The following is a 16,937-nucleotide window of genomic DNA, read 5'->3' as shown; positions in this document are numbered from 1 at the left end:
TCGGGCGCAACGTACCGCCGCGTACGGAGCCGGGCCAGCGGAAGCACCAAGCTTCGTCAAACTCAACTTGGTCACTATAGTTACCAGGGTCAGTGCTCCGTCCGGACCGAGGTGACCTGTGACCGCTCCCCGCCGTACCCGCCCGACCGTCGTCATCGTCGGCGCGGGAGCATCCGGCACGTTGGTCGCGCTGCATCTCGCGCGGACCGCTGGCGGACGCTCCACCGGCGTCGACGTCGTCCTCGTCGACCCGGCCGACCGCTGGGGCCGCGGCCCGTCGTTCGGCACGCTCGACGACCAGCACCTCCTCAACGTCCCCGCCGCGGGGATGAGCGCGCTCCCCCAGGACCCCGCGCACTTCGTGGCCTGGCGCACCCGCGAGGATCCCGAGCACGGCAGCGATCCCGGCACGTTCGCCCGGCGCCGCCAGTACGCGCGCTACCTCGACGAGACGCTGACCGAGACCTACCAGGGTCCGCCCGGCGAGTTCGCGTCGCTGCGCCACCACCGGACCCGGGCGGTCGCGCTGCGCCGTACGCCGTCCGGCGTGGTCGTCGCCACGGCCGACGGGCGTGAGCTCGCCGCCGACGCGGTCGTCGTCGCCACCGGCCTGCCCGCTGCCGGGCACATCTGGGCACCCGACGCGCTGACCGACTCGGCCTTCTTCGTCCCCGACCCGTGGGCACCCGGCGCACTCGACGTCGTCCGCAGAGACCGCTCCGGTCCGGGCGACGTCCTGCTCGTCGGTACGGGACTGACGGCCGTCGACGTCACCTTGTCGCTCACCGACGTCGGGTCCCGCGACGACCGGGTGGTCCGCGCGATCTCCCGTCACGGCCGTCTCCCCCGCCGCCACGCCTCCGAGCTCAAGCTCGCCGCCATCCCCGACGTCTCCGACTGGGGCGACGACCTGGCATCGATCCTCGACGCCGCGGCCCGCCACCTCGCGAGCGTGCGCCGTGACTCTGGCGACTGGCGGCCGGGCGCCGACGGGCTGCGGTTCCAGGTGTCGACGCTGTGGGGGCGCCTGAGCGAGGCCGACAAGCGCGCGTTCGTCGCTGACCACGCCGGCGCCTGGAACGTCCTGCGGCATCGCATGGCCCCGTCGAGCGCCGCGCTGATCGGCGGCCTGCGCCAGGCGGGGCGGCTCGTCCTCGGCACCGGCTCCGTCCTCGGCGCCGAGCCGCTGCCGGACGGCGGGCTGCGGGTGCGGGTCTCGACAGGCTCGACCAGCGAAGGGGGCGGCTCGACCAGCGAAGGGACAGGGTCGACCAGCGAAGGGGGCGGCGAGGCCTCGTACGACGTGGGCTGGGTCGTGAACTGTACGGGCCCGCGTGCCGACATCCGCACGCTCGGCGACCCGTTCCTCGACGACCTCCTCCGCCCGCGCGGCGGCGCGGCGCTGGCCGAGGTCGCGACGGCCGGCATGGGCCTTCGTACGCAGGGTGGTCGCCTCGTCGACTCCGAGGGGCGTGCCGACGCTCCAGTCTGGACGCTCGGCGCGCTGCGTCGCGGCGAGCTGTGGGAGTCGACGGCGGTGCCCGAGATCCGCAGCCACGCGCTCGCGGTCGCCACCTCCGTCCTCGACGCGGTCGCGCCGCAGCCTCGTCGCCTCGCGGACGGCCGGCTCGTCAGCGGTCACCACCCGGCGGCCCGTCCTCGTGACCCGCTGGGCCTCCCCCTCTCGACGACGGCCGAGGCCGCCGCCGCGTACAACGCCGGTCTCGAGCGCCTCATGCGACTGCAGGACAACGTCGAGGTGCCGTTGCGCGAGGCGGTCGCGCACGACCCCGACTTCGCGCTCGGGCACGCGACGCTGGCGCTGCTCGGCCACGAGGCCGGAGCCGACGCCGACGTGCAGGCCTCGCTCGAGGTCGCCCGGCGCGCCGTCAGCAAGCGCGGCGACGAGCGTGAGCGCAGCCTCGTCGATGTCGTCGGGCAGCGTGTCCGCGACGTCCGGCACAAGGGCGCGCGGGCACTCATGAACCACCTCGCGACGCACCCGCGCGACATCCTCGCGGTCTCGGCCGCCGTCCCGACGATCGCGTTCTCCGGCGTCACCGACGTGCAGCAGGAGGCGTGGGACCTCGTCGAGGGCCTGGCGCCCGCGTACGGCGACCACTGGTGGTACATCTCGCTGCTCGCCTTCACCCGCCAGGACCAGGGCCGCTTCGAGGAGGCCGGCCTGCTCGCGGAGAGCGCGCTGTCGTGCGAGCCGTCGTCAGGCCACGCCGTGCACGCGCTGACGCACGTCATGTACGAGACGGGGCAGCACGAGGGCGGACGCGTGTGGCTCGATCACTGGGTCGCCGAGAGCGGACGCTCCGCGAGCCACCGCGCGCACTTCTCGTGGCACGCCGCGCTGCACGAGCTCGCGCTCGGCGACACCGAGGCCGTACGACGCCGCTACTACTCGCAGCTCGCCCCGCCGACCGTGACCGGGGTCCGCGCGCTCATCGACTCGGGCTCCCTGCTGTGGCGCTGGCGCATGACGATGTCGGAGGCGGCGCCGCCCGTCCAGCCCGTCCTCGACGCTGTCGATATCGCGCTCCTCGAGCGGCCGGAGACGCCCTTCGTGGCGCTGCACGCCGCCCTCGCGCTCGCCGGCGCAGAGGAGCACCAGCGGCTCGCCGCACTCGCGCAGCACTGCCGCAACTCGCCCGAGGCAGCCGTCCGTACGGCCGTCGCGACCGTGTGCGACGCCCTCCTGGCGGCAGGCGAGCAGCGCTGGACCGACGCCATCGCGCTGCTCGACGACGTCCTGCCCGTGCTCGTCCAGGTGGGTGGCTCTGCCGCGCAGCGCGAGGTCGTCGAGGAGACGCTGCTCTTCTGCCTCGTCAGCGCCGGTCAGGCCGAGCGTGCGAGCGCGCTGCTCGACGCTCGCCTCGACCGGCGGGCGTACCCGCTCGACCAGCGCCGTCGCGCCAACCTCACCGTCACAGTGGGGTGAGGCCCGTGACTGTCCAGGCGCCGTCGACCTTCTTGGCCTCGACCGCCAGCTGCGCCGCCGAGACGCTCGCTTCCTTGTCGTCGACGCGCTGAGACGACTGGTCGAGGAAGACCAGCAGCGTGGCGGTGTCGTCGGTGAGCTCCTTGACCGCCGCCATCTGGACCTGGGCGGTGAGCACGAGCTGCTGACCGGGAGCGCGCTCCTGGAGCGACGCGAACAACGTGTCGTACTCCTTGCGCGCGTCGCCGGACAGCACCTCGTCGGCAGCCTGCTCGGTCGTCGTCGGGTCGTCGTAGCTGTAGCTGAGCACCCGGGTGAGCGCCCGCGACACCTCCGACTGGACCTCGGCCGTCGCGGTCGTGTCGACGACGGCGAGGTTCTGGGCGGCGGGTGTCGAACGGATGTCGTACGCCATCCAGACACCGACGAGCCCGAAGACGGTCAGGGCGACCAGGAGGGCCAGCACGAGGTGCGGGCGCAGTACGGAGAGCCGCGTACGCACGGTCGTCACGAGAGGTTCACCGCCACCTGCTGGAGGTTCTCGAGGAGCCACTGGTCCCCGACCTTCACGGCGTCGGCGCTGAACCGGTTGCGCTTGAGGGTCGGCTCGGCGTCCGGGTCGGCATCGTCCTTGACCGTCACCTCCACCGAGGCGACGACGGTCGCCGTGTCGCCGTCGAGCGAGAAGACAGCGCTGTCGACGACCTTGCCCGTCGAGATCTTCTTCTGGTCGGCGAGCAGCTGGCGTTCGTCGTCACCGACCTGGGCGAGCTGGTCGTGGAGCGTGCCGGTCGTGACGTCCATCCATGCCTCGAGGCCAGCGTCCACCTCGCGGTAGTCGAGGGTGTTCATGGTCTCGATGTGGTGGGTCGCCGCGATCAGCACCTCGTCACGAACCTCGGCTTGGCTGAGCTGCTCGTCCGTGGCGGCGCTCCACCACAGGAAGACGCCGACGGCGAAGACGAGGGCCGCCGCAGCCGGCAGGACGAACCGTCGCCAACGCGGCGCGGCCGCCGTCGTCGTGTCGCTCGCCGCCGTCGCCTCGGACGGGTCGGACGGGTCGGACGGGTCGTTCGCCTCGTCCGTGTCGGCCGGCTCCTCGATCTGGTCCACGGTCATTCGCTCCCTCCCAGGAGGTCGCCCATCGTCGACGGGACGGTCACCTTCGCCGCGGCCGAGCCGTTGCTCTTCTTCGGCAAGCTGTGAGGTCCGCGGACGTTCTTCCCTGAGCTCGGGCTCGCGGTGCAGCGCGCCTTCTTGTTGAAGGGCTTGCCCGCGCTCGTGTCGGTCCCCTCGCGCAGCTCGGTGCCACCGTAGCCCGCCACACAGGGCAGCGGGTCGAAAAACGTGGGAGTGAGCCCGAGGTTCAGGCCCTTCGAGCCGTTGACCGCCCACCCGATGCTGATCGCCTCGGGGATGCGGATGAGCGCGTCCTCGACACCCTGGGAGTTCGTGCCGAAGACCTGTGCCGTCGAGACGAGGTTGCTCATGAGGACGCCCAGCGGGACCCCGACGTCCTTGAAGAGCTGGTTGATCTCCTGGGCCGCGACCGGCGAGCTGGCGATCAGCGCACGCAGGTCGCCGTCGGCATCGGCGAGCGTGGTGGCGAGGAGGTCGAGGCTCTCGCTGTAGCTCTTGATGCTGTCGGCGGCAGCGAGCTGCGTGTCGAGCACCGTCTCGGAGTTGCGGATGAGCGCGGCGCTGACGAGGAAGTTCTTGTCGGCGATCTCGTGGAACTCCAGCGACGCGTCGAGCAGCTGCGTGAGGTCTCCGCTGGCCCCCTGCGAGAGGTTGTACCCCTCGTCGATGACCGTCGTCAGGTCCTCCTGGGGCACCGAGTCTGCGAAGTCGCGGGACGTACGGAGGAGCACGTCGATCGGCTGCGGGATCGCCTCCTGGCCCGCGCTGAGCTGAGCGCCCGCGGCGAGCGTCTCGCCCCCGGTGTCGCCCCGCAGGTCGATGTACTGCTCGCCGATCGTCGAGCGGTTCGCGACCTTGACGGTGACGTCGGCCGGGATGTCGGGCGCGTCGGCGTCGATCTTGAGAACGGCCTCGACGCCGTCGTCCGTGGCCTTCAAGCTCTCGATGCGCCCGATCGGCACCCCGCGGTAGGTCACCTCGCCGTTGGTGAAGATGCCGCCCGTCTCGGGCAGCGACACGGTGATCTTGTAGCCGGAGCCGAACAGGTTGATCCCCACGTATTTCGCCCCGAGGTATGTGGTGGCGAGCAGCGCGACCACCACGAACGCGACGAGCTGGGTCTTCGTACGACCGGTCAGCATCAGTCGTCACCCTCCTTCGGTGGGGTCGCGGGGTCGTCCGGCGTCGCGCTCGGCGACTCCGGGGCCGTCGGCGACGGCGACTCCGGAGACGGCGAGGGTGAGGGCGACGGCGACGCCGGACTGTCAGTCGGTACGGGGATCGTCGGCCCGGGCGCACCCGGCGTCGGCGAGTCCGTGGGCGGCAGCAGCGTCGGCGGGTCGTTCCGTACGGTCAGGCGGTCCGCGTCCACCGGACTCGGCGCGGATCCGGTCGGAGCGCTGCCCGGCACCTGCGGCCACGAGCACCCGGCCGCCTTGCAGCCCGCCGGAAGCGTCCGGAAGTTCGTCGTGATGAAGACGTTCATGTAGTCGCCCTTGATCGCGCCGAGCACCGAGTCCGGGAACGGGTACGTCAGCAGGATCTCGAGCGACTTCGGAAGGTCCTCGCCCGCCTTCGCAAGCTGTTCGAGGATCGGCTCGAGCAGCTCGAAGTCGGCAACGATGTCCTTCTGCGCCTTGTCCAGCGTGTCGACCGTGACGTCCGAGAGACGGTCGAGCGCCTCGAGCATCGCGACGAGCTGCGTCCGCTGCTCGACCAGGACCTCCATGCCGGGGCTCAGCCCGTCGAGCGCCGACGCGATCTTGTCGGTGTCCTGCTCGAGCGTCTGCGACAGCGAGGCGAGCCCTTCGATGGCCTCGGTGATCGCGCCCTTGCGCTCGTCGAGCGCGGTGACGAATCCCTCCATCTCACGGAGGAAACCCTTGATCTCCTCCGGGCGCCCCTTGCTCACGGCCTGCAGCTCACGGGAGATCTCTTGGAACTGCCCGATCCCGCCGCCGTTGAGCACCATCGAGAGCGCTCCGAGCACCTGCTCGACCTGCGCGGCCTGGGAGGTCGCCGCGAGCGGGATCTCGTCGCCGTCGCCGACCGGGTCGCCTGGCTCGGCGGCGGCCGGGCGTACCAGCGCCACGTACTTCTCGCCGAGCAGCGAGGTCTGCTGGAGCCGGGCGGTTGTCCCTGCGGGCAGCCGCACGCTGTCGTTGACGACGAGCGTCACCTTGGCACTGCGGCCGCCGGGATTCAGCGCGATCTTGGAGACACGACCGACGTCGACGTTGTCCACCTTGACGCTCGACTGCGGGACCAGGTCGAGCACGTCGTCGAAGTCGGCAGTGATCGTGACCGGGTCAGAGCCGACGTCCGCGCCGCCGGGCAGCGGCGCGTCGTACACGCTGCCGACGCTGCAGCCGGTGAGCGTCAACGTCGCGACGGCAGCGAGGACAGCGGGTTTCGACAGGCTCGGTTTCGACAGGCTCGGTTTCGACAAGCTCAACCAGCGGCGGGGCTGCGACAAGCTCAACCAGCGATGCGGCTTCATCGGTCCTCCCCTAGCCCGGGCAGGAGCACCGGCGGCGCGTCGTCGGACGACTGGGCGTCGAGGCCGTTCGTCGACCACAGCGACAGCTCATTGAGGTTGCCGCGCCCGTCGACGGTGTTCGTCTCGATGTTGTACGCGTTGAGGAAGTTCTGGAGGGCCAGCGGGATGGTCTGCACCGCCTCCTCAAGCGACTTCTGCTGGTTGACCAGCACCCGGGTCGGGCCTTTCAGCTTGTCGACGCTGGTCTTGAGGTTGCCCCGGTTGTCGCGGATGAAGTCGTCGAGGACGGCCAGCGAGTCACCGAGGCTCGCGATCGCGCCGGCCATGCTCTCGCGGTCCTCGGCGAGGTAGTCGGCGACCTCGGCGAACTGCCGATTGACCTGGGCCACCGACGTGTCGTTCTCGACGAGCATGTCGTTGAACTCCTTGAGGTTCGCGATCGTCGCGAACAGGTCGTCGTCGGAGTTGGACAGCGTCTTGGTGGCCTTGCCGAACTCGCCGAACATCTCGTTGATGTCGGCGCCCTGGCCCTTGAGGTTGTCCGCGGCGACTGTGAGCAGCTCGGACAGTGCACCGTTGCGGTTGGCGCCCTCGGGCCCGAGCTTCTGGCCGACGTCGTTGAGGCTCGCGTAGAGCTCGTCGATCTCGACGGGCACCGCGGTCTTGGTGATCTCGTCGCCGGACTCGAGCTTCGCTCCCCCGACGTACGGCTCGGTGAGCTGGACGAACCGGTCGCTGACCAGCGTCGGCGCGACGATCACGGCGCTCGTGTCCGCGGCGACGTGCTGGCCCCGGTCGAGCTTCATCGACACGCGGACCTGACCGCCTTCGGGCTCCACCGCCGTCACGGTGCCGATCGCGACGCCGAGGACCTGCACGTCCGATCCTGGATAGAGGCCGATCGTGGCGTCGAACAACGCGGTCACCTCGGTGCCGCCCGCGGCGATCACCCGGTCGGACGCGAAGCCGGACAGCCCGAGCGCGGCGATGATGACCGCACCGATCGTCCACTGCTTGAGGTTGATCCTCATCGGGCACCTCCAGCCTTCGGCGAGCAGTTGCGGAGGACGTCGTTGTCGAGGACCGGCCTGCCCTGGGCATCGAAGAGGCCGCAGATGTACGAGTCGACCCACCGTCCGTTGCCCATCGAGGTCGCCAGCATCCGGTAGTACGGGCCGATCTTGGCCAGCGCGGCGTTGAGGTTGTCCTGGTTGCGCTGAAGGATCTCGGTGACCTCGTCGAGCTTGGCGAGTGCCGGGCGCAGCTGCTCCTCGTTGTCGGCGACGAGCCCCTTCATCTCACGGCTGAGAGACGCCGTGCCCTCCCACATCGCCTTGACCGCGTCGCGCCGCGCCTGGAGCTCGCCGAGCAGGTCGCTGCCGTCGGTGATGATCTTCTCGAACTCATCGTTGCGGTTGCGCAGCGTGCTCGTGACCTGCGTCGTCGACGCGAACAGCTCGGCGAGCTCTTCGTCGCGGCTCGAGATCGTCCGCGACAGGTCGGTCAGTCCCGCGACCATGGTCTGCACCGACTCCGGGGTGTCACGGAAGGCGTCGGCGAGCGTCAGGAAGCTCTCCTCCATCTTCTCCGTGTCGATCTCGTCGATCGTCGTCGAGAGGTCGGAGAACGCCGCGTTGACGTCGTACGGGGTCATCGTGTGCTCGACCGGGATCGCTCCGTCCAGCGGCGTCGTCCCGGCCGGTTCGAGCGCCAAGTACTTCTGGCCAAGCATCGTCTTGACCTTGACCGCGGCCCTCGTCTCGCTGCCGAGCTCGACGTCCTTGATCCGGAACTTCACGACGACCTGAGCGCCGTCGAGGGAGATCTCGGTGACCTTGCCGACCTTGACGCCGGCGACCCTGACCTCGTTGCCCTTCTTGAGACCGCCGCCCTCGGCGAAGCGCGCCTCGCGGATGTCGCCGCCGCCGATCACCGGCATGGCGTCGGCGTTGAACGTCACGAGGAAGACCAGCGCCATCGAGAGCATGCCCACGATCGCGAGGACGACCTTGTTGCGCTCCGCGAACGACGTGGGATATCTGCGCTTGACCCGACTCATCAGCGGCACCTCCCTGCGACCGGCTTCACGCCGAGATCACCCATGTAGCCCTCCGGCATCGGGATGCGGCCCTCGATGGAGCACACGTAGAAGTTGAGCCAGGAGCCATAGCTCGCGAGGCGACCGATCTTGTCGAGCTTGGCCGGGAGCCGCTGGAGGAAGGTGTCGACGACCTCCTCGTTGTCGGCGAGCACGGCCGACACGTCCTCGAGCGCCGCGATCGAGCCCTTGAGCGGCGGCCGTGTCTCCTCGAGCAACGCGCTGACGCTCGTGGTCAGGGCCCCGATCCCCGCGATCGAGTCGCCGATCGCGGCGCGGTCGGCGGCCAGCCCGCTGACGAGCTTCTGGAGGGTCACCAGTGTCGTGTCGAGCTGGTCCGTACGGTCATTGACGACCGTCAGCACGTCGTTGAGGTTGGTCACGAGCTGACCGATCACCTCGTCGCGCTCGGCGAGCGTCGACGTGAGGCTGGCCGTGCTCGACAGCAGCCCCTCGACGGTCGCGCCCTCACCCTGGAAGACGGCGATGATCTCCGAGCTGAGCTGGTTGACGTCGTCGGGGTTCAGCATCTTGAACAGCGGCTGGAACCCGTTGAACAACATCGTCAGGTCGAGCGCCGGCCGGGTCTCGCTCACGGTGAAGGTGTGCCCCTCGGGCAACGGCGCGCCGGTGGTCTCCGCCGGCATCAGCGAGATGTAGCGCTGGCCGACGAGGTTGCGGAACCGCAGCTGTGCGGTCGCGCCGGTCGTCAGCGTGACGGTGTCGGAGATCGTGAAGGTCACCTTGGCGACGCTGCGGTCGGCGACCTCGATGGTCTCGACGGTGCCGACCTTGACGCCCGCCATCCGTACGTCGTCACCCCGGTTGAGGCTGGTCGCGTCGGAGAACAGCGCCGTATAGACCGTGGACTCGCCGCTCGTGCTGTTGCGGATCGTGCCGGCGAGCGCGAGGGTCGCCAGGACCGTGACCACCGTGAACACGATGCTCTTGATCAGGGTCGAGGTCATTTGAGCGTCACCTTCGTGTGGCGGAGGGTGGGGCCCACGAGAAGGCTCGACCAGGACGGGTACTCGGCCGGCGCCAGGCCCTGGGTCGGCGCGACGAGCTCGGCGATGAGCTGGTTCTCGCCGGGCGAGTTGGCCTCACCGAGCCCGCCGCCGTCCGCGAACTGCTGCTCGAGGCGGCTCGACGGCGGCGCGGGGATCGCCGGTGGCTCGTCCGCGGCCCGTACGGGGGTCGTACCGGTCTGGCCGTTCATGTACGGGCACCGCGGCTTGCCGTTGCTGCGGTAGCGCGGGCGGTCCTTGCCTGGCAGGTACTTGCCGCGGGACTCGACGACGTTGAGCACGACATGGATGCCCGGCTCGTCCGTCCCGGCGCCGAGCACGTCGTCCATCTGCGGGACGAACGCGCTGGTGGCCCGGAGCAGGCAAGGGAACTGCGAGGCGTACGGGGCGGTGGCCTTCAGCGCGACGCGGCTCTCCTCCGAGAGGACGATGATCGTCTTCTTGTTGTCCTTGACCCAGCCGGTGGTCTCGTCTCCGGCGGCGATGACGTTCGCATACACCTCGCCGAGCTCGGTGCGTTGCTCGGTCAGGGTCTTGGAGGTGGTCGTCATCGTGTCGAGCGCGTTGATGAGGTCGGGCAGCGCCTCTTCGTACTCGACCGCGAGCTCACCGAGCTTGCCGAAGTCCTCGGCCATCTGCGGCACCAACGGGTTCATCTTGTCCATGTAGCCGGCCCAGCTCGACATCGAGTCGCCGATCTCGGTGCCGCGTCCGCGCAGGAACGCGGCCAGCTCGCCGAGGGTGGCGGACAGCTTCTCGGGCTGGATCGACTGGAGCAGCGGGAGGAGCTCGTCGAAGACCTCCTCCAGCTCGATCGCCTCGTCTGAGGTGTCCTGGCGGATCGTGTCCCCCGACGAGAGCGCGCCGCCAAGGGACTCCTCGGGTGCTTGGAGCGCCACGTATCGCTCACCGAACAGTGTCTTGGGGAGCAGCCGCGCGACCGTGTCCGGCGGGAGCTCGTCGGCGATCTCGGGCTCGAGCGCGAGGGTGAGCGTGGCCCCTTCCTCAGCGGCCTCGACCGACGTCACCGTCCCCACGGGCACACCGTTGAGCTTGACGTCGGACCCCTTCTGGAGGGCGTTGCCGATCGTCCCGGTCGTCAGCCGGACGTCGGTGCTCGACACAAACGCCTTGTTGTACACGAGCATCGCGGCAGTGACGAACGCCGCGATGAGCAGGAAGTAGCCGACGCCGAGGAGGCTGTCGAGCAGTCGCGTCGACCTCATCCGGCGATCCTCACCGTCGTCGTCGTGCCCCACATCGCCATCGACAGGACGAGGTCGAGGACGGCGACGGTGACGATGCTGCGGCGCACGGAGTGACCGACCGCCGTGCCGACGCCTGCCGGACCGCCGCTCGCCTTGAAGCCGAGCCGGCAGTGGATCAAGATGATCAGCACCGCGAACACGAGCACCTTGGCGAACGACAGCAAGATGTCGATCGGTGGCAGGAACAGGTTGAAGTAGTGGTCGTACGTGCCCGCCGACTGCCCTCGGAAGAAGACGGTGACGATCCGCGAGCCCGCGTACGAGGTGAGCAGGCCGATCACGTACAGCGGGATGATCGCGATGAACCCGGCGACCACCCGGGTGCTGACGAGGAACGGGACCGCACCGACACCCATCACCTGCAGCGCGTCAATCTCCTCGCTGATCCGCATCGCGCCGAGCTGAGCGGTGAAGCCCGCGCCAACGGTCGCCGAGAGTGCGAGTGCGGCGACGAGCGGGGCGATCTCACGGGTGTTGAAGTAGGCCGAGATGAACCCGTTGAGGGTGGACGTGCCGATCTGGTCGAGCGCGGCGTAGCCCTGCATGCCGACAACGGTGCCGACGAACAGGCTCATCCCGACCATCACGCCGACGGTGCCGCCGATGACGGCGAGTGCGCCGGATCCGAAGCTGACCTCGGAGAGGAGCTTGAGGACCTCCTTCGGGTAGCGGCGGATCGCGGTCGGGATGGCGGCGATCACCTGCCCATGGAAGCGGATGTCCTGCCCGGTGTCGGCCAGCGCGTCCAGTGCCTTGTCCCACGGCCGCCGTCGGCGGACGCGAGGCGCGGTGTCGGGGGTGGAGGTCATGACGGTCAGGCTCCCTTGCCGGGCACCAGCTGGAGATACAGCGTGGTGAGGACGAAGTTGACGAAGAAGAGCAGGAGGAAGGTGATGACGACCGACTGGTTCACCGAGTCGCCGACACCCTTGGGTCCGGGGCGGGTGTTGAGGCCCCGGTACGCCGCGACGACGCCGGCGATGAAGCCGAAGATGACGGCCTTCAGCTCGCCGACCCACAGGTCGGAGATCTGCGCGAGGGCGGTGAAGCTGGCGAGGTAGGCCCCGGGGGTGCCGCCTTGCACGACGACGTTGAAGAAGTAGCCACCGAGGACGCCGACGACCGAGACCAGACCGTTGAGCAGGACCGCGGCGCCCATGCAGGCGAGCACGCGTGGCACGACGAGTCGCTGGATCGGTGACACCCCGGTCACCTTCATCGCGTCGATCTCATCGCGGATCGTCCGTGCACCGAGGTCGGCACAGATGGCCGCACCGCCCGCACCCGCGATCACGAGAGTCGTGACGATCGGTGCCGCTTGTTGAACGACCGCGAGGACGCTCGCCGCGCCGGTGAACGACTGCGCGCCGACCTGGATGGTCAGTGTGCCGAGCTGGAGTGCGATGACGGCGCCGAACGGGATGGCGACGAGCATCGCCGGGACCCACGACACCGACACCACGAACCAGAACTGCTCGAGCGCTTCACGGGCAGCGAACGGGCGACGGAAGGTCGCGCGGATCGTGTCCAGGCCCAGGGCAAAGAGGTTGCCGATCTCGTCCAGACCCCGGACGACGGCGGGCTTCTTGCGGAGTGGGGCTACTGGGTCAGTCTCCTCGTCGTCGGCGACGATGAGGGGCGCCTTGCCAGACGAGACCCTCCCGCCGTGGCGAACCGCGCCAGCTCGTACCGCCCCCGACGTCGGGACGAGCTGGCGCGGTAGCACTTCGATGGCGCGCGCCCCGGCGCGCACCATCGTCGCGGTCCCCCCGCCGTCGGGGTAGCCGTAGACCGGCTCCTCCGGACGTTCGTGGACCGTGCTGTGGTCGACCTCTTCGCTCATCCCGATCGGCCCGTCGGGGTCGCCGCTCATGAACTGCGACACGACGGGATGGTCGGTCAGGAGGAATTCCTCGCGCGGGCCGAACATGACGAGTTCGCGGCGATAGAGCATGCCGAGGTTATCCGGCAACGTCCGCGCGAGCTCGATGTTGTGGGTGACGACGAGCATCGTCGCGTCGGTCTGCGTGTTGACGTCGAGGAGGAGCTGAGCGAGGTTCGCCGTACGGACCGGGTCGAGGCCCGAGTCCGGCTCGTCGCAGAGGATGATCGACGGCTCCGTGACGAGCGAGCGGGCGAGGCCGGCGCGCTTGCGCATGCCGCCGGACATCTCGCCGGGGAGCTTGTGCTCCTGACCGAGGAGGCCGACCATCTCCAGCTTCTCGGAGACGATCTGCTTGATCTCCTTTTCGGTCTTGTTGGTGTGGGCGCGCAGAGGAAACGCGACGTTGTCGTAGACCGGCATCGAGCCGAAGAGGGCGCCGTCCTGGAAGAGGACGCCGAAGCTCTTGCGCAGCTCGAGGCGGTGCGACTCCTTGGCGCGGCACATGTCGACGCCGTCGATGTGGGCGACGCCGGCCTCCGGCTGGATCAAGCCCATCAGCGACTTGAGGAACACCGACTTGCCCGTCCCCGAAGGGCCGAGCAAGGCGGTGATCTCGCCGGGCGGGAGAGTCAGGGTCACGTCACGCCAGATGTTCTGGCTCCCGAAGCTCTTCGTGAGGCCCTCGACCTCGACCGTCCCACCCATGCGTCCTCCGTCGGTTTCCCTGAGCACGCGACGGCGCGCCCTTGATAAGTAGGCGGCGCCGGGCCGCCCCCTCAGGTGACCGGCGCCTGCGATGAAGTTAGGTGTGGTCCCGGTCACGCAACAGAGGGTTGACCAAAGAGGGCCCCTTCGTGACCCTTTCGTGACCATTTCTTGTCACCTGGCTCACAAGGTTTCCGAACCGTGCGGAGGCCCGCCGCTCCAACGCTCCGCAGCCCCTCCGCCGAGCCCGCCACACTGGCCCTCAACTGACCATCTGGATGCTCATGGGACTGAACATCCAGGCCGACCAGAAAGCATCCGACCGTCGCGAGTCTCGACACGCCCGTCGTACGCCCGGCATGGTCACAATGGAGCCGGGCGCGGGGGGACGCGCCCGGACCGACCTCGAGGAGTCTCGATGCGATTCACGAAGATTTCTGCCTGTTGAGGCGCGGTTGCCCTCAGCACCGCTACCACGCCCCGCATCGCTGACGGCATCGCGTGGGCTTCGCGTTACCTTCGCGACCCGCCACGTCGGTGGATGTTCAGGTACCTGAACATCCACCGACGTGGCACACGGACAGGGCTGCACACATCTGGACAGGTCAATCCCCGTATCGCCAGTGTGAACTCCAGTTACGCCAGTTCGGAAGGCATGCATGAGGCTGCCTTCACCTGTCGCAGGAGGACACGTTCATGACCATGAAGACCACACGTCGTTGGGTTCGTCGGGCCGCCACCATCAGCGCCGCCGCCGCCCTGACCATCGCCCCCGCAGCCGCCGCCAACGCCCTCGGCCTCGAACACGACGCCGAAGGCACCTCCTACATCAACTCCACCGACTCCACCATCAACGTCGGACCCACCACACTGACCACCAACCTCGACGTCAACACCGGCGACTTCACCGGCCACATGCCCCTACCCGGCACCCGCACCAAATTCGAAGTCATCGGCTTCATCCCCGTCGAAGCCGACGTCACCTTCGTCGAAGCCGCCCCCATCACCGGCCGCATCGACATCGTCAACAACAACACCCCCGTCACCTCCACCGCCAGCTACTACATCAAACTCTCCAACATCAAGATCGCCGGTTTCCCGACCTTCGCCGGCCCCTTCTGCCGCACCAAGGACCCCGTCACCATCCCCGCCAACACCCCCGCCGGCGGCAACTTCAACCTCATCACCGGCGGCACCCTCGGCGGCACCTACACCATCGGAGACTTCCAGCACTGCGGCCTCAACACCTGGCTCATCAACCTCCTCGTCCCCGGATCAGGCAACACCCTCAACATCAACGTCACCAACGGCCGCATCCTCGGCTAACACAAAGCCAGGCGTCACGAAGGAGAGCCCGGGAGTCTGATGACAGACTCCCGGGCTCTCTTCCTTGAGACGAGAGCGCACCTACGACATGGCCGTGGACCTCAGTCGCCACGCTTCGGATACGGAAACTCCGCAGGAAGCTGATCCATCTCGCAGCCCGCCGCTTCTGGTGTCGACTCTCCCGGCGCCGGCGGAAGACCTCCCAGTGGCGACTTCTTCGTGCAGATCCCCGCACTGACCTGGAGCTTGATCGGGTTGCCAGGACCCGAGACCGTTGCCGTCACAAGTCGCGACACGTCGTCGCCACTCTTGGTTACGCAACCCGAGAACGCAGGAACGTCGACCGTCCCGGCAAGTCGTCCACCAACGGCGACTCGGTAGTGCTTGCTAAGGTCCATCTCCGTCTCCGATAGATCGCCGCCGCCATCGCCCAACACGGAGAGTTTCGCTGGCCGCACAGTCCGGCATTGCCCGGCAAGTCGGAGATCCTTGCCATCCACCTTGACGGCCAGCACCTTCACCCAGAGCACGTCGTCGATCTGGGAGTCATGGTAGAAGTTGACGACCACCCCCGGCGTGCCGGTGTCAACATCATGGTCGGTCGTGAAGGTGAGCCCAATCGGCAGCCCGTCCGGGCCTCGCCGCTGACTGATCTGGACGACCGCTTCGACGGGAATCGCACCGAAAGCGACAGTCCTGACCGTCACAGGCTCCATGTCTCCGTAATTGTGCCTGGAACCAGGCGGAGACACGAAATACACGAAGTTCCTGAAATGGTTCGTGCTTGACCATTGATGCTCGGGCGGGTAGTTCGAGAACGACAACTGGCTCCACGCGGCCGTCGGAACAGTGGGAATCCGCACCCACTGCTTCGCTCGAACCATGTGGGTCATGGCGGTCTGGGCCACCCCGATCCATCCCCCGCCGGGATATTCCGGCTCTTGATCTGGGAGGCCGGGGTAGGGGACCTCCGCGGCGCTTCGCGCGGCGAAACCACCGAGCAGCACAGCGAGAACTGGGGCTACAACAACCAGGCGAACGCCGCGACGGCGTGACATCTTCCACACGGCGACAGGCTCGCATGCCCCGGGGAGGCGGGCAAGGAAACGGCACAACGGGGTTCTCCCCGACCTCACCGTGACCCGTGGATGTTCACGTATGTGAACATCCACGGCTGCGCGCTCAACGAGCGCTCACGCCCAACACGCTCTACCACCGAGCGCATCACGGGCGTCCGATGCTCACCGCCCTGAGCATCGGCGCCGGCTTCGGCCAACTTCTCGTCCGCTCCCCTAGACACCGTTCAACCCGGATCGCCAAGGTGGCCTCAGTTGTGACGCCCGTCACAACATGAGTTCGAAGGGGGATCGCACCATGCGATTCAAGAAGACAGCCGCTTTCCTCGGCGCCACCGCCCTCGTCCTTCTCGGCGGACCGGCCGTCGCCGGCCCGCCTCACAACATCTCCGTCGGAGGCGCCACGACCGGCTCGTACAACGTCACCGGCACATCGAAGGGCTCCATCGGCTTCACCGTTCGACACGGCTCTACGATCGTAAACATGGGCTGCACGGGCGCGACGGCATCCGGGACGACCCCGACGGGCGGAATCACTGCTGGCGCGATGCCCGCCAGCGGCCTGATCGCGACGCTCAACGCCGCCAGCACCTGGGCTGGCTGTATCGGACCAGGCGGGCTGGCGATGACCGTAAACCAGACCCAGGCCTGGTGCGTCTCCATGGACCCAGCCAGCCAGTCCTCGACAGCGGCACTGACCAACGTCTTCAGCGGCAAGATCGAGGACTGCGGCAACAACGCCTCGATGGCAACGGTCGTCGACACGGCGACCAACGGCGCGATCTGCAGCTTCACCGTCTCTGGCACAGCTCATGGCTCCTTCTCCGAGGTCGTCAAGCCAAACGGCACACAGGATCTCACCGTCAACGAGACGGTCGCGCACGGCCACCTCTCTGTGACCGCCGTGACTGGCTGCCTCGGGGCCATCAGCATCGGCGATAAGGCAAGCTTCAATGGCGTG

The 16,937-nt window shown here is 68.5% G+C and carries 14 protein-coding genes; 3 read left to right on the top strand and 11 right to left on the bottom strand.

What is annotated here, in order from left to right:
• Positions 1–118: 118 nt before the first annotated feature.
• A complete protein-coding gene (locus ACFSDF_RS10530) occupies positions 119–2,950 on the top strand; it encodes an FAD/NAD(P)-binding protein (RefSeq protein ID WP_377157452.1) in 2,832 nt (943 codons plus the stop codon).
• Here the strand turns inward: ACFSDF_RS10530 and ACFSDF_RS10525 are convergent.
• Genes ACFSDF_RS10525 through ACFSDF_RS20390 form a run of 10 tightly spaced genes read right to left on the bottom strand, consistent with a single transcriptional unit; the run spans position 2,937 to position 13,574 of the window.
• On the bottom strand, positions 2,937–3,461 hold the full coding sequence (locus tag ACFSDF_RS10525) for a hypothetical protein (RefSeq protein WP_167007297.1): 525 nt from the start codon (positions 3,459–3,461) through the stop codon (positions 2,937–2,939). The genes ACFSDF_RS10530 and ACFSDF_RS10525 overlap by 14 nt on opposite strands.
• Positions 3,458–4,069 carry a nuclear transport factor 2 family protein gene (locus ACFSDF_RS10520; RefSeq protein WP_167007294.1) on the bottom strand — a complete coding sequence of 204 codons (612 nt, stop codon included), beginning with the start codon at positions 4,067–4,069 and terminating at the stop codon, positions 3,458–3,460. Before ACFSDF_RS10520 ends, ACFSDF_RS10525 begins: the two co-directional genes overlap by 4 nt.
• The gene (locus ACFSDF_RS10515; RefSeq protein ID WP_167252054.1) at positions 4,066–5,232 is read right to left on the bottom strand and encodes an MlaD family protein; all 1,167 of its coding nucleotides are present in this window, start codon (positions 5,230–5,232) and stop codon (positions 4,066–4,068) included. The genes ACFSDF_RS10520 and ACFSDF_RS10515 overlap by 4 nt, the downstream gene beginning before the upstream one ends.
• The gene (locus ACFSDF_RS10510) at positions 5,232–6,590 is read right to left on the bottom strand and encodes an MCE family protein (protein ID WP_377157449.1); all 1,359 of its coding nucleotides are present in this window, start codon (positions 6,588–6,590) and stop codon (positions 5,232–5,234) included. Before ACFSDF_RS10510 ends, ACFSDF_RS10515 begins: the two co-directional genes overlap by 1 nt.
• Positions 6,587–7,621 carry an MCE family protein gene (locus tag ACFSDF_RS10505; RefSeq protein ID WP_167252056.1) on the bottom strand — a complete coding sequence of 345 codons (1,035 nt, stop codon included), beginning with the start codon at positions 7,619–7,621 and terminating at the stop codon, positions 6,587–6,589. The genes ACFSDF_RS10510 and ACFSDF_RS10505 overlap by 4 nt, the downstream gene beginning before the upstream one ends.
• A complete protein-coding gene (locus ACFSDF_RS10500; RefSeq protein WP_167252057.1) occupies positions 7,618–8,649 on the bottom strand; it encodes an MCE family protein in 1,032 nt (343 codons plus the stop codon). Before ACFSDF_RS10500 ends, ACFSDF_RS10505 begins: the two co-directional genes overlap by 4 nt.
• Positions 8,649–9,656: an MCE family protein gene (locus ACFSDF_RS10495; RefSeq protein ID WP_167252058.1), complete on the bottom strand. Its 1,008-nt coding sequence runs from the start codon at positions 9,654–9,656 to the stop codon at positions 8,649–8,651. The genes ACFSDF_RS10500 and ACFSDF_RS10495 overlap by 1 nt, the downstream gene beginning before the upstream one ends.
• Positions 9,653–10,942: an MCE family protein gene (locus ACFSDF_RS10490; RefSeq protein ID WP_167007285.1), complete on the bottom strand. Its 1,290-nt coding sequence runs from the start codon at positions 10,940–10,942 to the stop codon at positions 9,653–9,655. The genes ACFSDF_RS10495 and ACFSDF_RS10490 overlap by 4 nt, the downstream gene beginning before the upstream one ends.
• Complete coding sequence (locus ACFSDF_RS10485; protein WP_377157446.1) at positions 10,939–11,793, bottom strand: MlaE family ABC transporter permease; 855 nt, start codon at positions 11,791–11,793, stop codon at positions 10,939–10,941. The genes ACFSDF_RS10490 and ACFSDF_RS10485 overlap by 4 nt, the downstream gene beginning before the upstream one ends.
• Positions 11,794–11,798: 5 nt before the next feature.
• Positions 11,799–13,574: an ABC transporter permease gene (locus tag ACFSDF_RS20390; protein ID WP_465264194.1), complete on the bottom strand. Its 1,776-nt coding sequence runs from the start codon at positions 13,572–13,574 to the stop codon at positions 11,799–11,801.
• Positions 13,575–14,270: 696 nt separating this feature from the next.
• Between ACFSDF_RS20390 and ACFSDF_RS10470 the strand changes: the two genes are divergently transcribed.
• The gene (locus tag ACFSDF_RS10470; protein ID WP_167007283.1) at positions 14,271–14,900 is read left to right on the top strand and encodes a hypothetical protein; all 630 of its coding nucleotides are present in this window, start codon (positions 14,271–14,273) and stop codon (positions 14,898–14,900) included.
• A 101-nt stretch (positions 14,901–15,001) separates the two neighbouring features.
• Here ACFSDF_RS10470 and ACFSDF_RS10465 read toward each other — a convergent pair whose 3' ends face one another.
• Positions 15,002–15,967 carry a hypothetical protein gene (locus tag ACFSDF_RS10465; protein WP_377157444.1) on the bottom strand — a complete coding sequence of 322 codons (966 nt, stop codon included), beginning with the start codon at positions 15,965–15,967 and terminating at the stop codon, positions 15,002–15,004.
• A 307-nt stretch (positions 15,968–16,274) separates the two neighbouring features.
• On the opposite strand from ACFSDF_RS10465, the gene ACFSDF_RS10460 reads away from it, so the two are divergent.
• Positions 16,275–16,937 (top strand): hypothetical protein (locus tag ACFSDF_RS10460; RefSeq protein WP_377157442.1); only part of this gene is annotated, 663 nt, incomplete at its 3' end.

It is taken from the genome of Mumia zhuanghuii, assembly GCF_042681565.1.
Lineage (GTDB): Bacteria > Actinomycetota > Actinomycetes > Propionibacteriales > Nocardioidaceae > Mumia.
This window is presented reverse-complemented; position numbering and strand designations above follow the sequence as displayed.